The 19,468-nt window shown below is 60.0% G+C and carries 17 protein-coding genes and 1 pseudogene; 15 read left to right on the plus strand and 3 right to left on the minus strand.

The annotated features are described in order from the left end of the window. Positions 1-23: 23 nt before the first annotated feature. Positions 24-329: an antibiotic biosynthesis monooxygenase gene (locus tag MUO32_RS24455; protein WP_257950974.1), complete on the plus strand. Its 306-nt coding sequence runs from the start codon at positions 24-26 to the stop codon at positions 327-329. 364 nt (positions 330-693) lie between these two features. Here the strand turns inward: MUO32_RS24455 and MUO32_RS24460 are convergent, their stop codons facing one another. Both MUO32_RS24460 and MUO32_RS24465 read right to left on the minus strand, forming a co-directional pair. Beyond that, the gene (locus MUO32_RS24460) at positions 694-2,055 is read right to left on the minus strand and encodes an MATE family efflux transporter (RefSeq protein ID WP_257950975.1); all 1,362 of its coding nucleotides are present in this window, start codon (positions 2,053-2,055) and stop codon (positions 694-696) included. 486 nt (positions 2,056-2,541) lie between these two features. After that, complete coding sequence (locus MUO32_RS24465) at positions 2,542-3,570, minus strand: LacI family DNA-binding transcriptional regulator (RefSeq protein WP_257950976.1); 1,029 nt, start codon at positions 3,568-3,570, stop codon at positions 2,542-2,544. Between the two features lie 299 nt (positions 3,571-3,869). On the opposite strand from MUO32_RS24465, the gene MUO32_RS24470 reads away from it, so the two are divergent. The 14 genes and pseudogenes from MUO32_RS24470 to MUO32_RS24535 all read left to right on the plus strand — a co-directional run bounded on the left by MUO32_RS24470 (position 3,870) and on the right by MUO32_RS24535 (position 18,837). Next, positions 3,870-4,892: a sterol desaturase family protein gene (locus tag MUO32_RS24470; RefSeq protein ID WP_257950977.1), complete on the plus strand. Its 1,023-nt coding sequence runs from the start codon at positions 3,870-3,872 to the stop codon at positions 4,890-4,892. 116 nt (positions 4,893-5,008) lie between these two features. Continuing rightward, positions 5,009-5,983, plus strand: coding sequence for a substrate-binding domain-containing protein (locus MUO32_RS24475; RefSeq protein WP_257950978.1), 975 nt, complete (start codon positions 5,009-5,011; stop codon positions 5,981-5,983). A gap of 159 nt (positions 5,984-6,142) precedes the next feature. Further along, entirely contained in the window at positions 6,143-7,123 is a 981-nt protein-coding gene (locus MUO32_RS24480) for an ABC transporter permease (RefSeq protein ID WP_308311335.1), read from the plus strand. Between the two features lie 9 nt (positions 7,124-7,132). After that, a complete protein-coding gene (locus MUO32_RS24485; protein ID WP_257950980.1) occupies positions 7,133-7,960 on the plus strand; it encodes an ATP-binding cassette domain-containing protein in 828 nt (275 codons plus the stop codon). A gap of 43 nt (positions 7,961-8,003) precedes the next feature. Further along, the gene (locus MUO32_RS24490; RefSeq protein ID WP_257950981.1) at positions 8,004-8,315 is read left to right on the plus strand and encodes a MocE family 2Fe-2S type ferredoxin; all 312 of its coding nucleotides are present in this window, start codon (positions 8,004-8,006) and stop codon (positions 8,313-8,315) included. A 4-nt stretch (positions 8,316-8,319) separates the two neighbouring features. Beyond that, positions 8,320-9,099, plus strand: a complete 780-nt coding sequence (locus tag MUO32_RS24495) for a TIM barrel protein (protein WP_257950982.1) — start codon at positions 8,320-8,322, stop codon at positions 9,097-9,099. A gap of 2 nt (positions 9,100-9,101) precedes the next feature. Continuing rightward, positions 9,102-9,926: a 3-methyl-2-oxobutanoate hydroxymethyltransferase gene (locus tag MUO32_RS24500; RefSeq protein ID WP_257950983.1), complete on the plus strand. Its 825-nt coding sequence runs from the start codon at positions 9,102-9,104 to the stop codon at positions 9,924-9,926. 17 nt (positions 9,927-9,943) lie between these two features. After that, positions 9,944-10,945: an inositol 2-dehydrogenase gene (gene iolG, locus MUO32_RS24505; protein ID WP_257950984.1), complete on the plus strand. Its 1,002-nt coding sequence runs from the start codon at positions 9,944-9,946 to the stop codon at positions 10,943-10,945. Positions 10,946-11,059: 114 nt separating this feature from the next. Beyond that, positions 11,060-11,347, plus strand: a complete 288-nt coding sequence (locus MUO32_RS24510) for a MurR/RpiR family transcriptional regulator (protein ID WP_257950985.1) — start codon at positions 11,060-11,062, stop codon at positions 11,345-11,347. 31 nt (positions 11,348-11,378) lie between these two features. Then, on the plus strand, positions 11,379-12,605 hold the full coding sequence (locus MUO32_RS24515; RefSeq protein WP_257950986.1) for an NAD(P)/FAD-dependent oxidoreductase: 1,227 nt from the start codon (positions 11,379-11,381) through the stop codon (positions 12,603-12,605). A gap of 39 nt (positions 12,606-12,644) precedes the next feature. Next, a complete protein-coding gene (gene purU / locus MUO32_RS24520) occupies positions 12,645-13,529 on the plus strand; it encodes a formyltetrahydrofolate deformylase (RefSeq protein WP_257950987.1) in 885 nt (294 codons plus the stop codon). 9 nt (positions 13,530-13,538) lie between these two features. Then, positions 13,539-13,832 (plus strand): annotated as a pseudogene (locus MUO32_RS24525) (tetrahydrofolate dehydrogenase/cyclohydrolase catalytic domain-containing protein); the annotation flags it as partial. A 376-nt stretch (positions 13,833-14,208) separates the two neighbouring features. Then, on the plus strand, positions 14,209-15,204 hold the full coding sequence (locus MUO32_RS24530; RefSeq protein ID WP_257950988.1) for a helix-turn-helix domain-containing protein: 996 nt from the start codon (positions 14,209-14,211) through the stop codon (positions 15,202-15,204). Positions 15,205-15,417: 213 nt separating this feature from the next. After that, positions 15,418-18,837: a cadherin domain-containing protein gene (locus MUO32_RS24535; protein WP_257950989.1), complete on the plus strand. Its 3,420-nt coding sequence runs from the start codon at positions 15,418-15,420 to the stop codon at positions 18,835-18,837. Positions 18,838-19,286: 449 nt separating this feature from the next. Here the strand turns inward: MUO32_RS24535 and MUO32_RS24540 are convergent. Beyond that, the coding region (locus MUO32_RS24540; protein WP_257950990.1) for a hypothetical protein at positions 19,287-19,468 on the minus strand (182 nt) is incomplete at its 5' end.

Here is a 19,468-nt window from a genome sequence, read left to right on the forward strand (position 1 = left end):
CAACATATAACAAGGAATAAGACATGCTCATCCAGATGGTCAGCATCAACGTCAAGCCGGGCCATGCCGCGGAGTTTCTCGAGGCGTTCCGCATCAATTACGAGGGCACCCGGCAGGAGCGGGGCAATGTGCGCTTTGACGTGCTTCGCAATCCCGAAGACGAAAACAGCTTCACGATCTACGAAGTGTTCACCTCGCCGGAAGCCGTCGACGAGCACCGTAAGACGCCGCACTATCAGGAATGTGTACGCCGGATCGACCCGATCCTCGCAGGCCCGCGGACCAAAACCTTTTTCAATGCCGAAATGGCAGATTTCCTCGGCACCTAAATCAGTAACGGCGCGTGGCGCGACAATGTTTTCGTCTGGCGCTCCGGGGAACTGTGTGACGAGTTTGCAAGCCTCATGGGGCGTTTCGATGTGGTGATAACAGCCGCGTCAGTGTTGATTGTTGCCTGAATTTGACTCGGTTTGTTAGTTCAAGGTGACCCACGCTTAGCCAGAAGAACGCTTTTTCTCTCAAGCCTTTGTGTCGCTCTAGCCGGGGCGGCGCCAAATGGAAAACTGGGTCAAATCCCAGTGATATTCATTAGTTGGGAAACAGACTGGCTGTTTTCGGAACGGCAAACGGCAATAGCTGCCGTTCCGAGAGAGTGTTTATCGAGGGCGGTTGTGCAGAGTGGCATCCACCACGCTAGTCCGTCTCGTCCGAGCCTCGCTGCAAAGCCCCGTCGCGGCGCGACAGCACCACAACCGTGATAAAGACCAGCATCAGGTCCGCAACCGGCAAAGCCGCCCAGATACCCGTCTCACCCATCAAGAGGGGCAGGACGAAGGTGAGCGGGATTGCGAAGAGGTACGTCCGCGCCACAGAAAGCAAAGCCGAACGCTTGGCATCGCCTATGCTCTGCAGGTAACCGGCAACCATCATCGTCGGCCCCATTGTAAAATAGAGCGCAGCATAGAAGGGCAGCATGCGTCCGACTTCCCCGACCAAAGCGTCATCGGAGAAGAATACGCCCCCCAGGCTTCCTCTGAATACCCACAGGACTGCCTCCACCAATCCGCAGTAAATCAATGCAAGCAGCATCGACAGTCGGAGGGTGGCGACCGCGCGGTCCTGATGACCAGCGCCGTAATTGTTCCCGACCACAGCCTGCATCGCAAGGTTCAGCCCCATTAGTGGGAGATAGGCAAAGGTCATGATCCGCGTCACGACGCCATATGCGGCAATGATCGCATCGTTGCCGGTGGTAACGTAGAGACCAACACACGTTATGGTCGCTGCCGCGCCAAGGGCGATCCCAAAAAAGCTCAGGCTGCGTGGCGCCCCCAGCGCAAGAATATCTGTCCATCCCGCCAACCAGTTTCGGTTCGGCGTAGGAACCGGCAGGCGTGCCTTACCGGCCAGGCGGAACCCCAGCATCACTCCGAGGGCGACGCCTTGCGCAGCCGCAGTGCCCCAGGCCGATCCGGCAACGCCAAGTCCGAAGCCCGCAATGAGCAAGATGTTGAAAGCAATATTGCCGAGCGAGACCAGAAGCCCTGCCAGTGCCATGAAACCGATCTTGCCTTCAACGCGTAGAGCGTCGGAATGGACGGAAACCAGGAACATGATTGGTGATGTGAGGACCGAAATCATCAGGAACTGATGACCAATTGCGGCCAGCGCCTGATCTAATGTGACGGCGGCTATCACGGGTTGACTGAAGGCTAGGAGAGCCACGCCCAGGATGACGCAGATCAAAATGGACAACCCGTGCGCGCCGGCGAAGGTAGCCTTTGCCTCCGACAGGCGACCGGCGCCGAGCTGTCGCGCGACGATGCTGGCCATGCCCGACGACACCATGGCGGAGAGCGCCAACAACAGCATGGAGACGGGGAACATCAAGGTGACGGCGGCCAGTGCCTCCGGACCGACAAAGATGCCAAGCAGCATCGCGTCGACTACAGTGAGAAGTCCATTGATGCTTGTCAAAAAAACAACGGGAAGTGCGGTGCGAAGGAGAACCTTCGCGATCGGGTCATGGGTGAACCCATGGCTTGCGGAGGGCATGAGCGTAGCCTCGTAGGGCGGGACATCTCATGGGAGCTCGCTTTGCCATGAACCGCCTTAAGAGGAGCGATCAGGGTTTCTAGGGCTGAACTTCACCATCGGACTATCCGGCGAGCGGCAGGCGTCAGCAACCGCACGCTGAATGCTCCTGGGCAACGACGTTGTCAAGGCACTGCCGGATACGCAAAAGCGGTGTGCGAGACGTTTGTCACATTGCGGCGCAGAACCGCTATTCGGTTTGCAAGCGAATGCCTGCTTTTGGAGTTTCCAGCTCAATAGCGAACGGCCGATATAGGGTCGGAAGCGGTCATAGGGCTCGACCGCCCCGGCCTCCAGAACCGGACGGTCCGCTCGCGGCTCCCTATCAGCCGTCCCCGCAAACGACCCGACGTCCGTCCGCTGAGGATTTCAGAGGGTTACCTGTATTCGAGAAAGAGGGTCGTGGGTCCGTATCCCTTCAAGAGCTTGAAGGATTGTTGTTTAGCGCTAGAGATTCTCACGCGTATGAACGTCAAATGGGACGATCCTCGTATGGCTGGCATTTTCGCCGTTTGACGTCATTGCCCTTGTCATGCCGGTGATGGTCTCGCTTGCCAGGCGGGCCAGGGGGTGGGCGATCGAGAGGGTTATGGTCCCGTCGAGCAGGGCGGCCCTGACATTGTCCATCAATTCGTAGCCGACCACGACCAGTTTTCCAGCGCGGTCGCTGGCGCGCAACGCTGCGAGGGCTCCGCTGATCCCACCGCCGGCGACGTAGAGGCCCGCGAGATCTGCATGATCGTTCAGCAGTCGCTCCGTCATTTCCTGGGCGACGGCTGAGGATTCAAATGTCGAGAGAGGTTCGAGCAGCACGAAGTCCCGCGCGTGCTCGCGGAAATACGAGCGGAAGCCGGTCTCGTTCATTTCCTGGTTGCGATAGCGCGGATTGCCCATGAGGATGCCGATCTTGCCGGGCGCCTTGCAGATGTGATCGAAGGCCCAGGCGGCGGTTCTGCCGACTTTCCAGTTGTCGAGCCCGATATAGTGGATCTGCCCCGTTGCGGCGAGCTGCGAGATCAGCGCGAAGACCGGGATGCCCTTTGCCTGGATGTCAGCGAGTGCTTGGGCGACGACAGGGTGCACGGCCGTGGTGATGCAGATGGCGTCGCATTCTTCGGCCAGCGCCAGCGCCCGTTCGGCTGTATTCTGCGGCGAGAGGTCCTCCAGATGCTCGATCTTGAGATCGACGTCGGCCGAGGTGGCTTGTGCGGCCGCGTCCACGAGGGCGCGCGCGACCAGCCTGTAGAACGGGCGGTGCGGCTGGAGGAGAAGTATGCCGAATCGGTATTTGGGGCGCGCCGCAGCATTGCGCGCCTGTATCGCCCCCAGTCCGTAAAAGCCGATCGTCGCCGCCGCCGCCTGGACCTTCTCCCGCGTGCTGCCGCTCACATTTTCCGCACCGGACAAAACCCGGTTGGCCGTGGCGATGGAAACGCCGGCCGCCTCGGCGAGATCGCGGATGGTCGGTCTGCGCACGGAATCCCCATGAGATGAAATATATCATTTGATCGGCTTTATGAGACGAATGATACGTTCGTACCCTGAAAGAGAAATGCGCCTTGATTTAATAGACGTCAAGTTGGCATTGTCTGTTCAGAGACGGCGGGTGGCGCGAAACGCGACGCACACGCCTGGAGGAACTGCCTTCGACATCGTTGGGACTGCACGCTTTGGGCTTTCGTCCGGGGACCGTCGTGCTGTGGCCGCGACAGAGCGCCGGCACGGTTTCTCCTCCCCTTTTGACGACAAGGCGCGCCACGCCCGGAGGCATGACGATGGACGATCACAATTTTGGAACGCGCAACAAGCGCGGCGACTGGGCACCGAACGGACACATCGAGGTTGCGCCATTCTGGGCCTGGCCGCCGAAGCTCATGACCGTGCTGAAGTGGCTGCCGGAATATGTCTGGCCTTGGAATGCCATTCATATGGCAACGGCCTTACTTTACTGGTTCTATGTCGTCCCGGATGTCGCGGTGATGAAGACGCTGAGCTGGGGGTGGCCGCTTTGGCTGTACGCCGTCAATGCGGGCGCGATCTTCGTCTTCTACGGGTCAGTCGAGCTGCTCTTCTACGTCAAGCGCAAGCAGGGCAATCGCTTCAAATACAACGCCAAATTCCCCGGCGAGCAACCATCCGATGTCTTCTGGTTCAAGAGCCAGAACATTGACAACTTTCTGCGCTCGTTTTTCATTTCGATCCCGCTGTGGACGCTGGTCGAGGTCCTCTTCCTCTGGGTGTTCGCCAATGGCTGGGTGCCGTGGCTGAGCTGGGCTGACAATCCGTATTACCTCGCTTTCCTCGTCGCCGTGGCGCCGATGATCCACGAAGTTCACTTCTTCTTCATCCACCGGCTCATCCATTGGGGACCGCTCTATCGCTGGATCCACTCAGTACACCACAACTCGGTCAACCCGTCGCCGTGGTCGTCGCTGTCCATGCATCCGGTCGAGGGTTTTCTCTACCATGCTGTCGCCTTCTGGCACCTCGTCATCCCGTCCAACCCAATCGTCGCGATGTTCCAGCTTCACATTGCCGGCTTCGGCGCCGTCAACGGTCACATCGGCTTCGACAAGCTGGAAATCACAGAGGAAACGCCGATCGATACGCATGCCTATGCCCACTATCTGCACCATAAGTATTTCGAGGTGAACTACGGCGGCGATGGCCTGATCCCGCTCGATAAGTGGTTCGGCACCTGGCACGACGGCACGAAGGATGGCGACGTGCAGATGCAGGCGCGCTTCCAGAAGAAGAAAGAGCGCATGAACGCCAAGGCAGCGCGTGCAAATTCCTGATCGCAGTTGATGCTCAGCACCCGCGAGGAGGCGGGTGCTTTCCAAAAGCGGATCGCTTCGACTCATCCAGTCAACATTGCAACCCGCCATTCGGCGGACACAGGGGAGGAAACCCGATGACCAAACTGACCACCATGACCAGGGCGCTCGCAACCACGGTTGCCGTCTGTCTCACCGCAAGTGTCGCTTTGGCTGCCGACATTGCGGTCGTCGGCGGCAAGACCGACGACGCCTTCTGGACCAAGATCAAGAAGGGGGTCGATGACAGCCGGTTCGTCGTCGAGGCGAATGGCGGCAAAGTCACCTACCTGCAACTCCAGACCTATGACAATCTCGGTCCGGATGCGGCAGGCCTCGTGCGCACCGCCGTCAGCCAGGGCGTCAGCGGCATCGTCATTCCCAACTGGGTTCCGGAAGCGGAAGACGAAGCGATCAAGGCGGCGGTCGAAAGCGGCATCAAAGTTATCCTGATGAACGCTGGTTCTCTCGAAAAAGCCAAGGAACTCGGCGCAATCAACTATGTCGGGTCCGATGAGTACATCGCCGGTGTCGCTGGCGGAGAATACTTCGGCAAAAACGGTCAGAAGAATGTGCTCTGCGTCAACACGCTGCCGGGCAGCGCCAACCAGGAAGCACGCTGCAAGGGCGTCATTGATGGTGTCACCAAGACGGGCGGTGCGGGCAAGCAGCTGCCGCTGCCGGCGACAAGCTTCGGAGATCCGACCGCGATTGCGGAAGCCGTCAAGGCGACGCTTTCCCAAGACGGCACTATCGACAGCGTGATCACGATCGCTGCCGGCGACGCCGATGCCGCCGCAAGCGGGATTCAGCAAGCCGGCAAGGTGGAGACCGTCAAGCTTGGCTCGTTCGACTTCAACGAAGCCAGCCTCGATCGCATCAAAAACGGTGCGCAGCTCTTTGCGATCGATCAGCAGCCGTATCTCCAGTCCCTTCTCGCGGTGTCGCTGCTTGCCTCCCACATCGATTTCGGAACGGATTTGCCGGTGAGGCCGGTTCTGACTGGACCGGGCATCGTCGATGCGTCGAACATCGAATCGACGCTTGCAGGCGTGTCGAAGGGCGCGCGCTGACCGGCCCGCTTCAGGGCCGCTCCCTGTGACCTCCCCAGGGAGCGGCCACCGCCACAACACGGCAAAGCCGGGTAGGGAACCATCATGAACTCGAAAACCGCAAGCCAGCCGATTGTCGTTGCCAAGGCACCGGCGCCATCACCGGCAACAAGCTTTTCCATTGGCGGCCTTTTCCGCAGGCCAGAAGCGGGCGCCTGTCTCGGCCTTTTCGGCGTCTTCGTCTTTTTCATCGCTTTCGGAAGCATCGATTTCCTGAAGCCTGCAGGTGCGGCAAGCTGGCTGAATGTCGCCGCAAATCTCGGGATCGTCGCTTTTCCCATCGGTCTGTTGATGATCGCCGGGGAATTGGACATTTCGATCGGCTCGATGATCCCAGCTGGCTCCATGACGGTCGCGATCATCTCCGGGTACTACGGCCTTCCGATCTGGCTCGGTATCGCTGCGACCCTCGGCCTTGGTGTCGTCGTTGGGCTGGTGAACGGATTTCTCGTAGTGCGCACCAACGTGCCGTCCCTCATCGTCACGCTCGGCACGCTCTTTGCTGTCGCAGGCCTCGTGCTCGGCCTATCGGTTCTGCTGACAGGTACGACGAGCGTCGCCCTCAAGGCACCGGAACTCGCTAAGTTTCTGTTCGGCCGGTTCGTGGCGAACACGTTCCAGGTCATCATCTTCTGGTGGCTGGCGCTGACGGCGATCTACATCTACGTCATCCACTACTCGCCCTATGGCAACTGGATCTTCGCCATGGGCGGCGACAAGGTCAGCGCACGCAATGCCGGCATTCCGACAGCCCGTCTGACCATCGCCCTCTTCGTCCTCTCCTCAACGAGTGCGGCCTTCGTCGGCATGTGCCAGGCTATCCTGTTCAACTCCGCGCAGGTTTCCGCCGGCATGTCCTTCATTTTTAACTCGATCATCTCGGTGGTGGTGGGCGGCGTGCTGCTCACAGGTGGCTTCGGCTCGATCGTCGGCATCTTCTTCGGCACCATCACTTTCGCCGTGGTCAACCAGGGCATCTACTTCACGACCTTCGACCGCAACTGGTCCAGCCTGATCATCGGCGTGATGCTGCTTCTGGCGGTGCTTATGAACAACACCTTCCGCAGCATGGCGCTCTCCTATTCGCCTAAGAAGAAGTGAGGGTCGATCATGTCTACGCCCATCATGAAGCTTAGGAACATCTGCAAGTCCTTCGGCCCGATCGATGTCCTCCAGGACATCTCGCTGGATATCTGTCCTGGAGAAGTCCTCTGCCTGCTCGGTGACAACGGCGCCGGCAAGTCGACGCTAATTAAGACGCTTTCGGGTGTGTATCGCCCGAACTCCGGCACGATTGAGATGGACGGTAAGCCCATCGAATTCGCCGGCCCGCGAGATGCCAGCAACCGCGGCATCGCGACCGTCCATCAGTTTGGGGGTACGTTCCCGCTGATGAGCATCGGCCGCTCGTTCTTCATCGGCGTCGAGCCGACTAAAGGCTGGGGACCGTTCAAGATTTTTGACCGGAAAAAGGCGAACGAGATCGCCGTCAAGGCGGTTCGCGACTTCGGCATAACGCGGATCGAGGATGGCGACCGCCTGGTCGGCGGGCTTTCGGGCGGCGAGCGGCAAGCCCTCGCCATCGCCCGCGCCGTACATTTCGGCGCGAAGGTCCTGATCCTCGACGAGCCGACGGCGGCGCTGGGCGTGAAGCAGGCCACCCATGTCCTGCGGATCGTCAACGAGGCGAAGCGGCGGGGTCTCGCGGTCGTCTTCATCACCCATCAGGTCATGCATGCCATGGCGGTCGGCGATCACTTCGCGGTGTTGATCCGCGGCGCGGTCGCCGCCGATTTCCGGAAGGGGGAAAAGTCGCGCGAAGAGATCACCGACCTGATGGCCGGTGGCGAGACCATGGCGGAACTCGAAGCCCAGATCGACGGCTACATGGAGACGCATGACGGTCATGTGCCTCAGCATGCGGGTGCGTCGGCCTGACGCTACCGCTTCAACAGACCCTTAACTGCCAAAGGACAAAGACATGGGGACCTGGACCCGCGCTTGCGCAACCGAGGACGTCGAACTCGAAGAGCAGATTCGTTTCGATCACAGCGGACGCACCTTTCTGGTGATCCGCAGTCCGGACGACGAATTCTTCTGCATCGACGGCATCTGCACCCATGAAAACGTGCACCTCGCTGATGGCCTGGTGATGGACGGCATCATCGAGTGTCCGAAGCATAGTGCGCACTTCGACTACAAGACCGGGGAGGCGATGCGTGCGCCTGCCTGCATCAACCTTCGCACCTGGCCGGTCAAGGTCGAGGATGGCGACGTTTTCATAGAGATTTGAGACAATGACACAGTTTGCATTGGCGGCCTGCGCCGAAATGATCTGGCGGGACCGCCCCATCGAATGGCGGGCCTCCCGCCTAAAGGATATGGGCTTTGGTGTTGGTTTGTGGAACTGGCCGGCGCACGATCTGGCGAAGCTAAAAGCCACCGGCGCCACCTTCACCATTATGAACGGCTATCTCGCCGGCCGCCTGACCGACGACGAGGGCGCTGCCGAGCTTCTGCGCACCGCGCGAGAAACGGCGCAGATCGGCAGGCGTCTCGGTGTGCAGCGGCTGAACCTGCACGGCACGGGGCTGGGCGAGGGGGGACTTCCCGTCCAACCCATCGAGGTCGTGACCGGTGCGATGTGGTTGAAGGCGCGCGGCACGCTGTGCCGTGTGGCCGAAATGGCCGAAGCTGAAGACGTCATCTTTACGCTGGAAAACCTCAACCTGCCCGTCGACCACGCGGGCGTGCCGTTCGGACGGGCTGAGGACACGCTAGCGCTCGTCTCCAGCATCAATCACCCGCGGCTTAGTCTCAATCTCGACCTTTACCATGCCCAGATCGGCGAGGGGAACCTCATCGAGCTATGCCGAAAATGCCTGCCATGGATCGGCGAAATACAGGTTGCCGACGTGCCAGGTCGTTGCGAGCCGGGCACCGGCGAGGTGAATTGGCATGGCATCGCCAAGGCGCTCAAGACAATGGGATACGCCGGCCCGGTCGGCATGGAGGCTTTCGCTTCGGGCGATCCAGAAGCCGCCCTCGAAGCCTTCCGCAATGCATTCACGGTGTAACTATGGTTCACAGGAACACACGCCCGACCGTTTCCGACATCCGCGCTATGAAGGCGCGGGGCGAAAAAATCTCGATGCTCTATGTCACCACGTTCGAGGAAGCCGCTGCTGCGGATGCCGCGGGCATCCACATGCTCTCGATTGAGGGGCGCTTCTTCTCGCCCGAAATGCGCGAAGCGGCTGGCCGTTGCTTCGTGCAGGTCGGGCTTCCGTTCGGCGGATGGGGCACGTTCGAGGGCCGGCCGCTTGCAACAGCTGAGGATTATCTGCGCGCCGCCTTCCACTTCTCCGCTATGGGCGGCGACTGCTTCTATTGTGCCGCCTCGCTGGATATCCAGAAGGTGCTTTGCGACAACCACGTCCCGGTCGTCGCCCATGTAGGGCTCATCCCCTCCTATATTACCTGGACCGGGTTTCGCGCCGTGGGCAAGACGGCCGAGGAGGCAGCTAGAGTTTACCGACACGTCAAGCAGCTCGAAGCGATCGGCTGCTTCGGAGCGGAGCTGGAGGTCGTGCCGGATCGTGTCGGCGAACTGATCTCGAAAAACACCACGATGATCATGCTCGGCATGGGCGCCGGACCCGGCGCCGATGCGCAATACCTCTTCGCAGAAGACGTGCTCGGCCACACCGATGGACATCGGCCGCGCCACGCAAAGACCTACCGCAACTTCGCGGTCGAATTTGACAGGCTCCAAAAGGAGCGCATTGCCGCCTTCAGCGAATTTATCGCGGACGTGAACACGGGCGCCTATCCGCAGCCCCAGCACAATGTCGCGATCGGCGACACGGAATTCAACGCATTAAAGGCCGAACTCGGTCTCTGATCAGAAGAGGAAAACCCATGCTTAAAGTTGGCCTTCTTGGCGCCGGCCGCATTGCCGGCGTGCATGCTACGGCAATCTCCAGCCATCCCGGCAGCACGCTCGTCGCCGTGTCCGATATCAACACGGCCGCCGCCGAAAAAATCGCGGCCCAATATGGCGCGCAAGCACACGACACATCCGCCATTCTGGAGGACAGCGCGATCGACGCCGTGCTGATCGCCACCTCCACGGACACCCATTCCGACCTGATTGAAAGGGCGACGGCTGCCGGCAAGGCGGTGTTGTGCGAAAAGCCGGTCGATCTTAGCCTTGCGCGGGCGCGCGCCTGCCAGAAGGCGGTTTCCTCCATTGGGCGCCCGGTGATGATCGGCTTCAATCGTCGTTTCGATCCGAACTTTTCCGCGCTGAAGAAGGCGGTCGATGCCGGAGAGATCGGCAAGCCCGAACTGCTCTCCATCACGTCCTTCGATCCGGCACCCCCGCCGGTTTCCTATATCAAGGTGTCAGGCGGTCTCTTCCGGGACATGATGATTCATGACTTCGACATGGCGAACTTCATCATGGGCGCGCCGCCAGTCACGGTAACGGCAGTCGGCTCGTCCATCGTTGACACGGAAATCGGGGCGGCGGGTGATGTCGACACGGCCGTTGTGACGCTTACCTATGCGGACGGCCGAATCGCCGTCATCAAGAATAGCCGCCGGGCAGTCTACGGTTACGACCAGCGCGTCGAACTGCTTGGTTCCGAAGGTCTGCTTCAGGCGCAGAACATACTCGAAAACACCGTGGTGAAATCGACGACGAAGGGCGTAACGGGCGCAAAGCCCACCTACTTTTTCCTCGAGCGCTACATGCCGGCCTATGCTGCGGAATGGGCGGCGTTTGTTGAGGCGGTGAAAGGTGGAACGCCGCTACCGGTGACGCTGGAAGACGGCGTCGCCGCGCTCGCCATGGCGGAAGCCGCGACCCTATCCATCAAAACCGGCAGCCCCGTCTCGCTTGCGAGCCTTCTTGATTGAGCAAGATCTTCCCGAGGCACTCACGCCGGGAATGGGCGTCAGGCCTCCGACAGCCCAACCCAAACGGTTGCGTTGGAGCGACCAGAAGTCCCGCACAGTTTGAGGAGATTGGAAATGCTAGCTCCGGTAAGTGATACTGCTCCGCCGAGCATACAGGTTATCAAGCAGCTGATTGCCGAACGCCGTATCGATTTTCCGGCCCTTCTGGAACAAGCCATGCGGCTGCTTCTCAGCAAGCCGGAAATCATCGCGTTCGGATCTCTGCAATCGGTAGCGCAAATCTGCGGCGTGTCGGGAACCACCATCATCCGTCTCGCGTCCCGGAGCGGATATGCAAGCTTCAAAGAGATGAGGGCCGCCTTTCGCCAACACCTGATCGCCATCGCCCGGACGAACCAGTAATTTGGCCAGTACAACAGCAAAGGCTCGTGCAATGACTTCATTCGTTATCATTGGCGCAGGCGAGTGCGGTGCTCGTGCTGCCCTGGCCTTACGCGAGCTTGGTTTTGCGGGCAACGTGACACTCGTTGGTAGCGAGACCCTGTTACCTTACGAACGGCCACCTCTATCCAAGGAGGGCCTTCAAAAGGGAGCCGAGCCTAAATGGATTGCGGATGCTGGCCGCTACGAAGACCTCGATATTGCAGTCCGGACCGGCGTGACCGCAACGGATATCGATCGCCAGCGAAAGACCGTGGAGCTCTCGGATGGCACCACGCTCGGATACGACATGTTGCTTCTGGCGACGGGCGCGCGACCGCGAGAGCTTGAAAATGTTGCCTCTCCGCTTGGTCGCATCCGCTCGCTACGAACACATGCTGACGCCTCGGGTCTCCAGCCATTCCTGCAAGCTGGCCGGTGTATTGCCATCCTCGGCGGCGGATTTATCGGCCTCGAACTAGCAGCCAGTGCGAGAAGACTTGGTGCGTCGGTGATCCTGCTCGAAGGGCAACCGCTTATCCTGTCGCGCGGCGTGCCCGCTGAGATCGCTGCGCTGATCGCGGAGCGCCACGCCGCGGCGGGTGTCGATATCCGCTGCGGGGTGAAAATCCGTTCCGTCACGGAGACCGATGCCGACGTCTCGATTGACCTTGAGGACGCGGACCGCGTTGTCGCAGATATTCTGGTTGTCGGCATCGGCGCCGTTCCGAACACGGAGCTCGCCGCGAAGGCAGGCCTCGCCATCGAGAACGGGATCTCGGTCGACAGCAGCCTGCGCACCAGCGATCCCAACATTCTTGCCGCCGGTGACTGCTGTTCATTTCCCTCGGCTCACTTCGGTGACCGACGCCTGCGCCTTGAATCCTGGCGAAGCGCGCAGGAGCAGGGCATTCGCGCCGCGGCGAAAATGACCGGCGCGGCCGCCCCCCAGACATCCGTGCCGTGGTTCTGGTCTGACCAGTACGAGGTGACGCTGCAGGTCGCAGGGCTTACCGATGGGGCGACGACGATCATCCGGCGCAACCTCTCCCCTGATACCTTTGTCATGTTCCACCTCGATGGAGAAGGCCGGCTGCTTGCCGCAAGCGGTATCGGACCGGGCAATGCGGTCGCCCGCGAAATTCGCCTCGCCGAAATGCTGATTGCGGCCGGCAGACGGCCCGATCCCGCAGCGCTTGCAAACCCGGATATCAAGCTTAAGCAGTTGCTTGCCTCCTAGCGGCTCCTTCCAGACTTCAAGCAGAAAATAAGAGAAAAGATGACCTCCTACGTCCTGACAGTATCGTGCCAATCGACCCGCGGCATCGTCGCCGCGATCACCGGCTACCTCGCCGAGAAGGGGTGTTACATCTCGGATTCGTCGCAGTTCGACGACCTGGAAACCGGCCTGTTCTTCATGCGCCTCACCTTCCTGTCCCAGGAAGGCGTGTCGGAAGAGGACATCAAGGCCGGCTTCGCGCGGGTCGCCAAGAAGTTTGCGATGACCCATCGCTTCAACGACAGCGATGAGCGCATGAAGGTGCTGCTGATGGTGTCGCGCTTCGGCCATTGCCTGAACGACCTGCTCTACCGCTGGAAGATCGGCGCGCTGCCGATCGACATCGTCGGCGTCGTGTCGAACCACTTCGACTACCAGAAGGTCATCGTCAACCACGACATCCCCTTCCACCACATCAAGGTGACGAAGGAGAACAAGCCGCAGGCCGAAGCGCGCCTGATGGAGGTGGTGGAACAGTCCGGCGCCGAACTGATCGTGCTCGCCCGCTACATGCAGGTTCTGTCGGATGCGGTGTGCAAGAAGATGTCGGGCCGGATCATCAACATCCACCACTCGTTCCTGCCGTCGTTCAAGGGTGCCAACCCGTACAAGCAGGCGTTCGAGCGCGGCGTGAAGCTGATCGGTGCGACGGCGCACTATGTGACGGAGGATCTCGACGAGGGTCCGATCATCGAACAGGACGTGGCGCGCATCACGCATGCGCAGTCTGCGGAGGACTATGTGTCGATTGGCCGGGACGTGGAGAGCCAGGTGCTTGCCCGCGCCGTGCACGCCCACATCCACCACCGCACCTTCATGAACGGCAACAAGACCATCGTCTTCCCGCCGAGCCCCGGCAGCTACGCGTCAGAGCGTATGGGTTGAACCATGGGGATCGCGACGCGCATTGACGGGAAGAAAGTCGCGGCGTCGGTGACCGCGGCTGTGAAGGCCGCGACCTCGGCACTTGAGGATGAGGCAGGGGTGAAGGCCGGGCTTGCCGTCGTCATCGTCGGCGATGATCCGGCGAGCCACGCCTATGTCGGCGCCAAGGGCCGTATGGCCAAGGAATGCGGCTTCAACTCCACCCAGCACACGCTGCCGGAGGAGACCACGCAAGCGGAACTCGCAAGCCTGGTGGCGTCGCTGAACGCGGATCTCGCCGTGCACGGTATCCTAGTGCTGTTGATTTTTGCCTGAATTTGACCCGGTTTGTTAGTTCACCGTGACCCACGCGTAGCCAGAAGAACGCTTTTTCCCCAAGCCTTTGTGTCGCTTTAGCCGGCACAGCGCCAAATGAAAAACTGGGTCAAATCGCAGCGATATTCAACATACTGGTGACCGGCCGCCATTCCAGCGAATGTAGTGGGAGGCGTGCAGAATAACCTTAGGATGCAGTACTCTCTTTTACAATTTTTTGTCGACAACGGCGGCTGATCTGGGTAGACATCGGTCTGATCCAGGAAGGAATGCCATCAACTCTCCGCCGAAGGACCTCAGATGAGATTTTCACCGAGCGTTGACCATTTTCAGTGGCAATGGCCGCTCTTGACGGTGGATCGGAATGAGCACCCATCCGACAATTGAGAATCTCGCCCGCGCCAGCTACGGAACCTTCGTGAATCCGGAGGCGATGGCGTCGGCAATCGGAGGAATGTATTCCGGAGGTGCGTCGCCGCGGCCCGCCGGCCGAAGTGGGAAGCTATTTCATGGAACACTTGCGCGCGTCTCGTTCGATCGTCTGAGCGTTGGCGCGGGCCGTTTCGCGCAGGGCATTGCGCAAACGGCGGGAGCGCCGAACCTTCATACCTTCATGTTCGCGACCGAGCCGGGCATCGTACGGCGCGTTTCCGGCCGCAGCCTCTACGGCCGACATATCTTTCACTTCCGCCCGAACGAGCGGATCGTCACCTCGTCTCCCGCTGGCCAGCCCTGGGCCTTCGGCATCGTCACCGTGCCGTTCGAACGGCTGGCAGCCTATGGATCGGAGGTGACCGGTCTCGACCATGGCGTGCCGCTCGATGACGACCGCATGTTCGTCGCTCCGGAGGCGGGAATGGCCTCGTTAGTTGCCCTGATGGCGGACATGGCCCGCCTCGCGCGCGACACTCCCTGGGTCATAACCGAGCCGCAACCGGCCAGGGCGCTCTCCGGGACGATCCTAGACGTTCTCGTCGGCAGCCTGACGCAGGGTGTGGTGCGCCGGGACCGTGCCGCGCTCGGCCGGCATCGCCAGATCGTCACCCGTTTCAAGCAGGCTATGGACGATCGGCCGGAGGAAATGCTGTCTCTTCGCGACATCTGCGTCGAGGTCGGTGTTGCCCAGCGGACCCTCAGTCTCGCCTGCCAGGAGTTTCTCGGCCAGGGCCCGATGCAGTTTGCGCGGGACTGCCGCCTGGATCATGTTCGCGATCGTCTTCTTGCGGGCGATCCCGCCACCACGTCGGTGACCACCGTAGCCATGCAGCTCGGGTTCTGGGAGCTCGGGCGATTCGCAATTGCCTATCGACGGCGTTTCGGCGAACGCCCGTCCGATACGCTTCGCCGGAACGGCTCATAAGCTTACCGCTCGCCGAAATCTGCCGTTCATGCCGGAATTGCATAGTCCTTCGCCGCTGCAGCCTGTATCGCAATCGGCTCGGAGGATCGCGCCGCCTGAAAAGCCCGCAAGCCGGCGATCCCGTCCGCACAGTTTTCATCATCACGATCGGTCCGCGCCCCATGTGTGCGGACGACAGTGCCGTTATTTCAACACTTCATTGGGATCCGCCGCATGCCCACTTTCACGATGACCGCAGGCAACGACACGATAACGGCAACCGATAGCAGCGAAGTACTGGGTGCAAACGGCGTCGGAGGGGGGACGGACATCATCTACGGCGGCGGAGGCGATGACCGGTTCTACATCCTCCAGGGCACCGAGCACGTCACCTATTACGGTGAAGAGGGGGACGACGAGCTGGGTCTATTGGGTTACATCGCGGACGGAACATTCGATGGCGGTGACGGCTTCGACGTCGTAACCGTAGAGGAGGAAACCGCGTCGCTCGGGACGATGAGCTTCGTCAATGTAGAGCGGATCACCGCCTACACCTTCATTGCGTCGATTTCGCAGTTGATGAGTGTTTCCAGCATCCGCCCCTATTTGCGTGACGATTACGATATCCGTCTCGTTGGTGAAGGCGGCAACTTGGATCTGACGTTGCCGCGCATCGAAACCAACCGCGTAGTCTTGCTCGACGCCAGCGCGCTGAGCTCCGGTCTTGTGACGACGGGCGGCACCAGTAATGACGTTTTTGTCGGTTCGGCCTATGCCGATGTGCTCTCGGGCAATCGTGGCGATGACGAGATCAAGGGTGGCGACGGCGGTGATACGCTCAACGGTGATGCTGGCAACGATTCGCTGCATGGCGAGGCCGGAGACGACACGCTGAACGGCGGCGAAGGCAACGATACGTTCTATGGCGGCAGCGGCACGGATGTCCTCAACGGTGGTTCAGGAGATGATAAATTCGTCATGGACGAAACGAGCAGCGGCACCGTCGACGGCGGTGACGGCTGGGATGTGGTCTCTGGCAACGCGCTTGGCAGTGTCACCTACACCAATGTCGAGGAACTTGTGTCTTGGAGCGGCAGCATTTCCATCCGCTTCGCCGACCTCGCGCTCTTCTCGCAGGTATCGGTCGATCATATCTGGCTAATCGGTGCAGGTGGCGCGCTCGATCTCGCGGGAAAATCCTACTTCATGGACGGCACGAAGCTGGAAAGCGCCATCACCGTCACTGCTGGTCCTGAAGGCGGTTGGATCGTGGGAACCGAGTTCGCCGATACGTTCAATGGTGGTGCAGCGAGGGATGTCTTCACCGGCGGCGACGGCAATGACACGATCAATGGTGGCGCGGGCGACGATATTCTCATCGGTCACAGCGGCGACGCTTATGGCATCGAATTCGACCATGGCACCGATGTGTTGAATGGACAGGATGGAAACGATCATATCGAGGGCAGGGGTCGCGACGTCATGAATGGCGGCGCCGGCGACGATGTCTTGGCGGCGAGCGATGATGCAAAGCTTGCCCTCACTGTCGACGGCGGAACGGGAACAGATTGGTTCTGGTTTAACGGCGATCTGGGGACAAGTACGTTCATCAACGTCGAGTTCCTGCAGTCGTATAGACTCACCGCTAGCCTTGAGCAGCTGAAGGCGTTCTCGACGATCTACAGGCTGGAAAACCTAACCCTTTCAGGTGCCGGGGGGACGCTCGACTTGTCCGGCAAGCTCAAACTCACGTCAGGCATCAGTCTTAACGGATCTGCGCTGACATCGGCGGTTACGCTGGCAGCCGAGGATAGCGACGACTGGCTGGTCGGCTCGCGATACAGCGATACCCTGCGCGGACGAGGGGGCGCGGATCAGATCGATGGCGGTGCTGGAACGGATGTCGCCGTCTACTCGGGCAAGAGAGCGGATTATACCGTGGCGAAACTCCCTGGCGGTTTTGTCACCATCACGGACAATCGTCCGGGGGCCAATGACGGGCAAGACACGCTGCTAGGCGTTGAAATGGCCAGATTCTCCGACGGCACGCTGGATCTGCGTAACCTCGCACCGACATCGCTTGCGCTTTCCAGATCGACCGTCGCGGAGGATCGCAAGGTCGGCACGACGATCGGCACGCTTTCGGCCGTTGATCCCGAAGGCGGGGCGATTACCTACAGCCTGTCGTCCAATCCTGGTGGAATCTTCAAGATCGTTGGCAATACGCTGCAGCTTGCCAAGGCGATCGATTACGAAACGGCCAAGAGCCATGCCATTACGATCGTCGCGACTGATGTGGGCGGTAATAGTATCAGCAAGAGCGTATCGATCGGGGTAATCAATGTCGTCGATGAAGCGCCAACATCGCTAGCGCTTTCCAAGACGACCGTACTGGAAAGCAGCAAAGTCGGCACGACGATCGGTACGCTCTCAGCCATCGATCCCGAAGGCGGGGCGATCACCTACAGCCTGTCGTCCAACCCCGGCGGTCTGTTCAAAATTGTTGGCAACGTGCTGCAGCTTGCCAAAGCGGTCGACTACGAGACGGCCAAGAGCCATGCCATCACGATCGTTGCGATTGACGCAGGCGGCAAAAGCACGAGCAAGAACGTCTCGATCGGGGTCACGAATGTCAACGAAGCGCCAACATCGCTAGCGCTTTCCAAGACGACCGTACTGGAAAGCAGCAAAGTCGGCACGACGATCGGTACGCTCTCAGCCATCGATCCCGAAGGCGGGGCGATCACCTACAGCCTGTCGTCCAACCCCGGCGGTCTGTTCAAAATTGTTGGCAACGTGCTGCAGCTTGCCAAAGCGGTCGACTACGAGACGGCCAAGAGCCATGCCATCACGATCGTTGCGATTGACGCAGGCGGCAAAAGCACGAGCAAGAACGTCTCGATCGGGGTCACGAATGTCAACGAAGCGCCGACATCGATTGCGCTCTCCAAGGCAAGCGTAACTGAGAACAGCAAGATCGAAACTATTGTCGGCACGCTCTCCGCCACCGACCCGGAAGGGAAGGCGATGAGCTACACACTGACGGATAATGCAGGCGGCCTGTTCAAGATCGTCGGCAACAAGCTGGTTACCGCAAAGGCTGTCGATTTCGAGAAGGTGCAGACGGATACCGTGACGGTGCAGGCCTTCGATGGGGTAAACAAGGGGACAAGGACCTTCACTATCAGCGTGATGGATCAGGTCGAAGCGATCATAGGGACTGCAAAGGCGGAAACGTTGAAAGGCGGCATCGGCGCCGACTTTATCAACGCGGGCAGGGGCGATGACAGACTGATCGGAGGCGTGGGGGCAGACAAGCTCTATGGCGGATCTGGTGCGGATACCTTCAGCTTCCTCGCGCTCAAGGATTCCACGCGCTCACCCACGGGACGCGATGTGATCTACGATTTCGATGGGAAGGCCGGCGACCGGATTGATCTTTCGAGGATCGACGCAAAGCTGGCAGCCACCGCCAACGACGCCTTCAGCTTCATCGGCACGGACGCCTTTTCGAAGAAGGCCGGTGAGCTGCGATATGACAAGACATCTTCCGACACCTATCTCTATGGCGACGTCAATGGCGATGGGAAGGCTGATTTCTCCATCCATTTCGACGATCCGTTGGTGTTATCGAAGGGCTATTTCATTCTGTAGGCGACGGTATTGTGCGGAGTGGCTCACGGAGAGAGCGGCGATAAAGTTGTACGAGAAATTTCTCAGATGAAGCCAGCCCGACGGCGACGGAGCGTTAGTTTTCATCGCATCTCATCGGCTTCGGCCGAAGCTTAGATCTATGCGGGGAAAGTTCTGATATCCACTTTTCGCTCGTGTTGTTTTGGCCGCGGACTGTCTGTCCTGCGGTCCCATGCCGGCTATTCCAAAGAGTAAGTCATTTCCCGGCCTGGAGAATTCAAACCAATCATCAGACAGTGGACCCACCGGGTCGTCGGTTCCACTCCTTTCAAAGAGCTCACTTGGAAAATCTGGCTTCTTCAGCGGGGCAGGTTCTTTATCTGAGATAAGGTCGCTTTGCGACTGCTGATCGCCGCCATCACCGCCAGATCAGATAAAAAAGAGCCCCGATAAAACCGGGCTCTTTCCATTCAGGGAAGTTTGACCGAGGGTTCTCTTGCCCAGACCCGCAACGTGCGGAGACTTTTGAGGAAGCTGGAGACAGCGTCGGGCCCATCGATCTCCACAGTCCCCTCGTCCAGCATCTCTGCGGCACCAGCTTTCTCAAGAAGGGCAAGGGCGGGCGCGGTGTAGCCGATGAACTTGCAATGGG

The organism is Shinella sp. CPCC 101442 (assembly GCF_024704725.1).
Classification (GTDB): Bacteria; Pseudomonadota; Alphaproteobacteria; order Rhizobiales; family Rhizobiaceae; genus Shinella.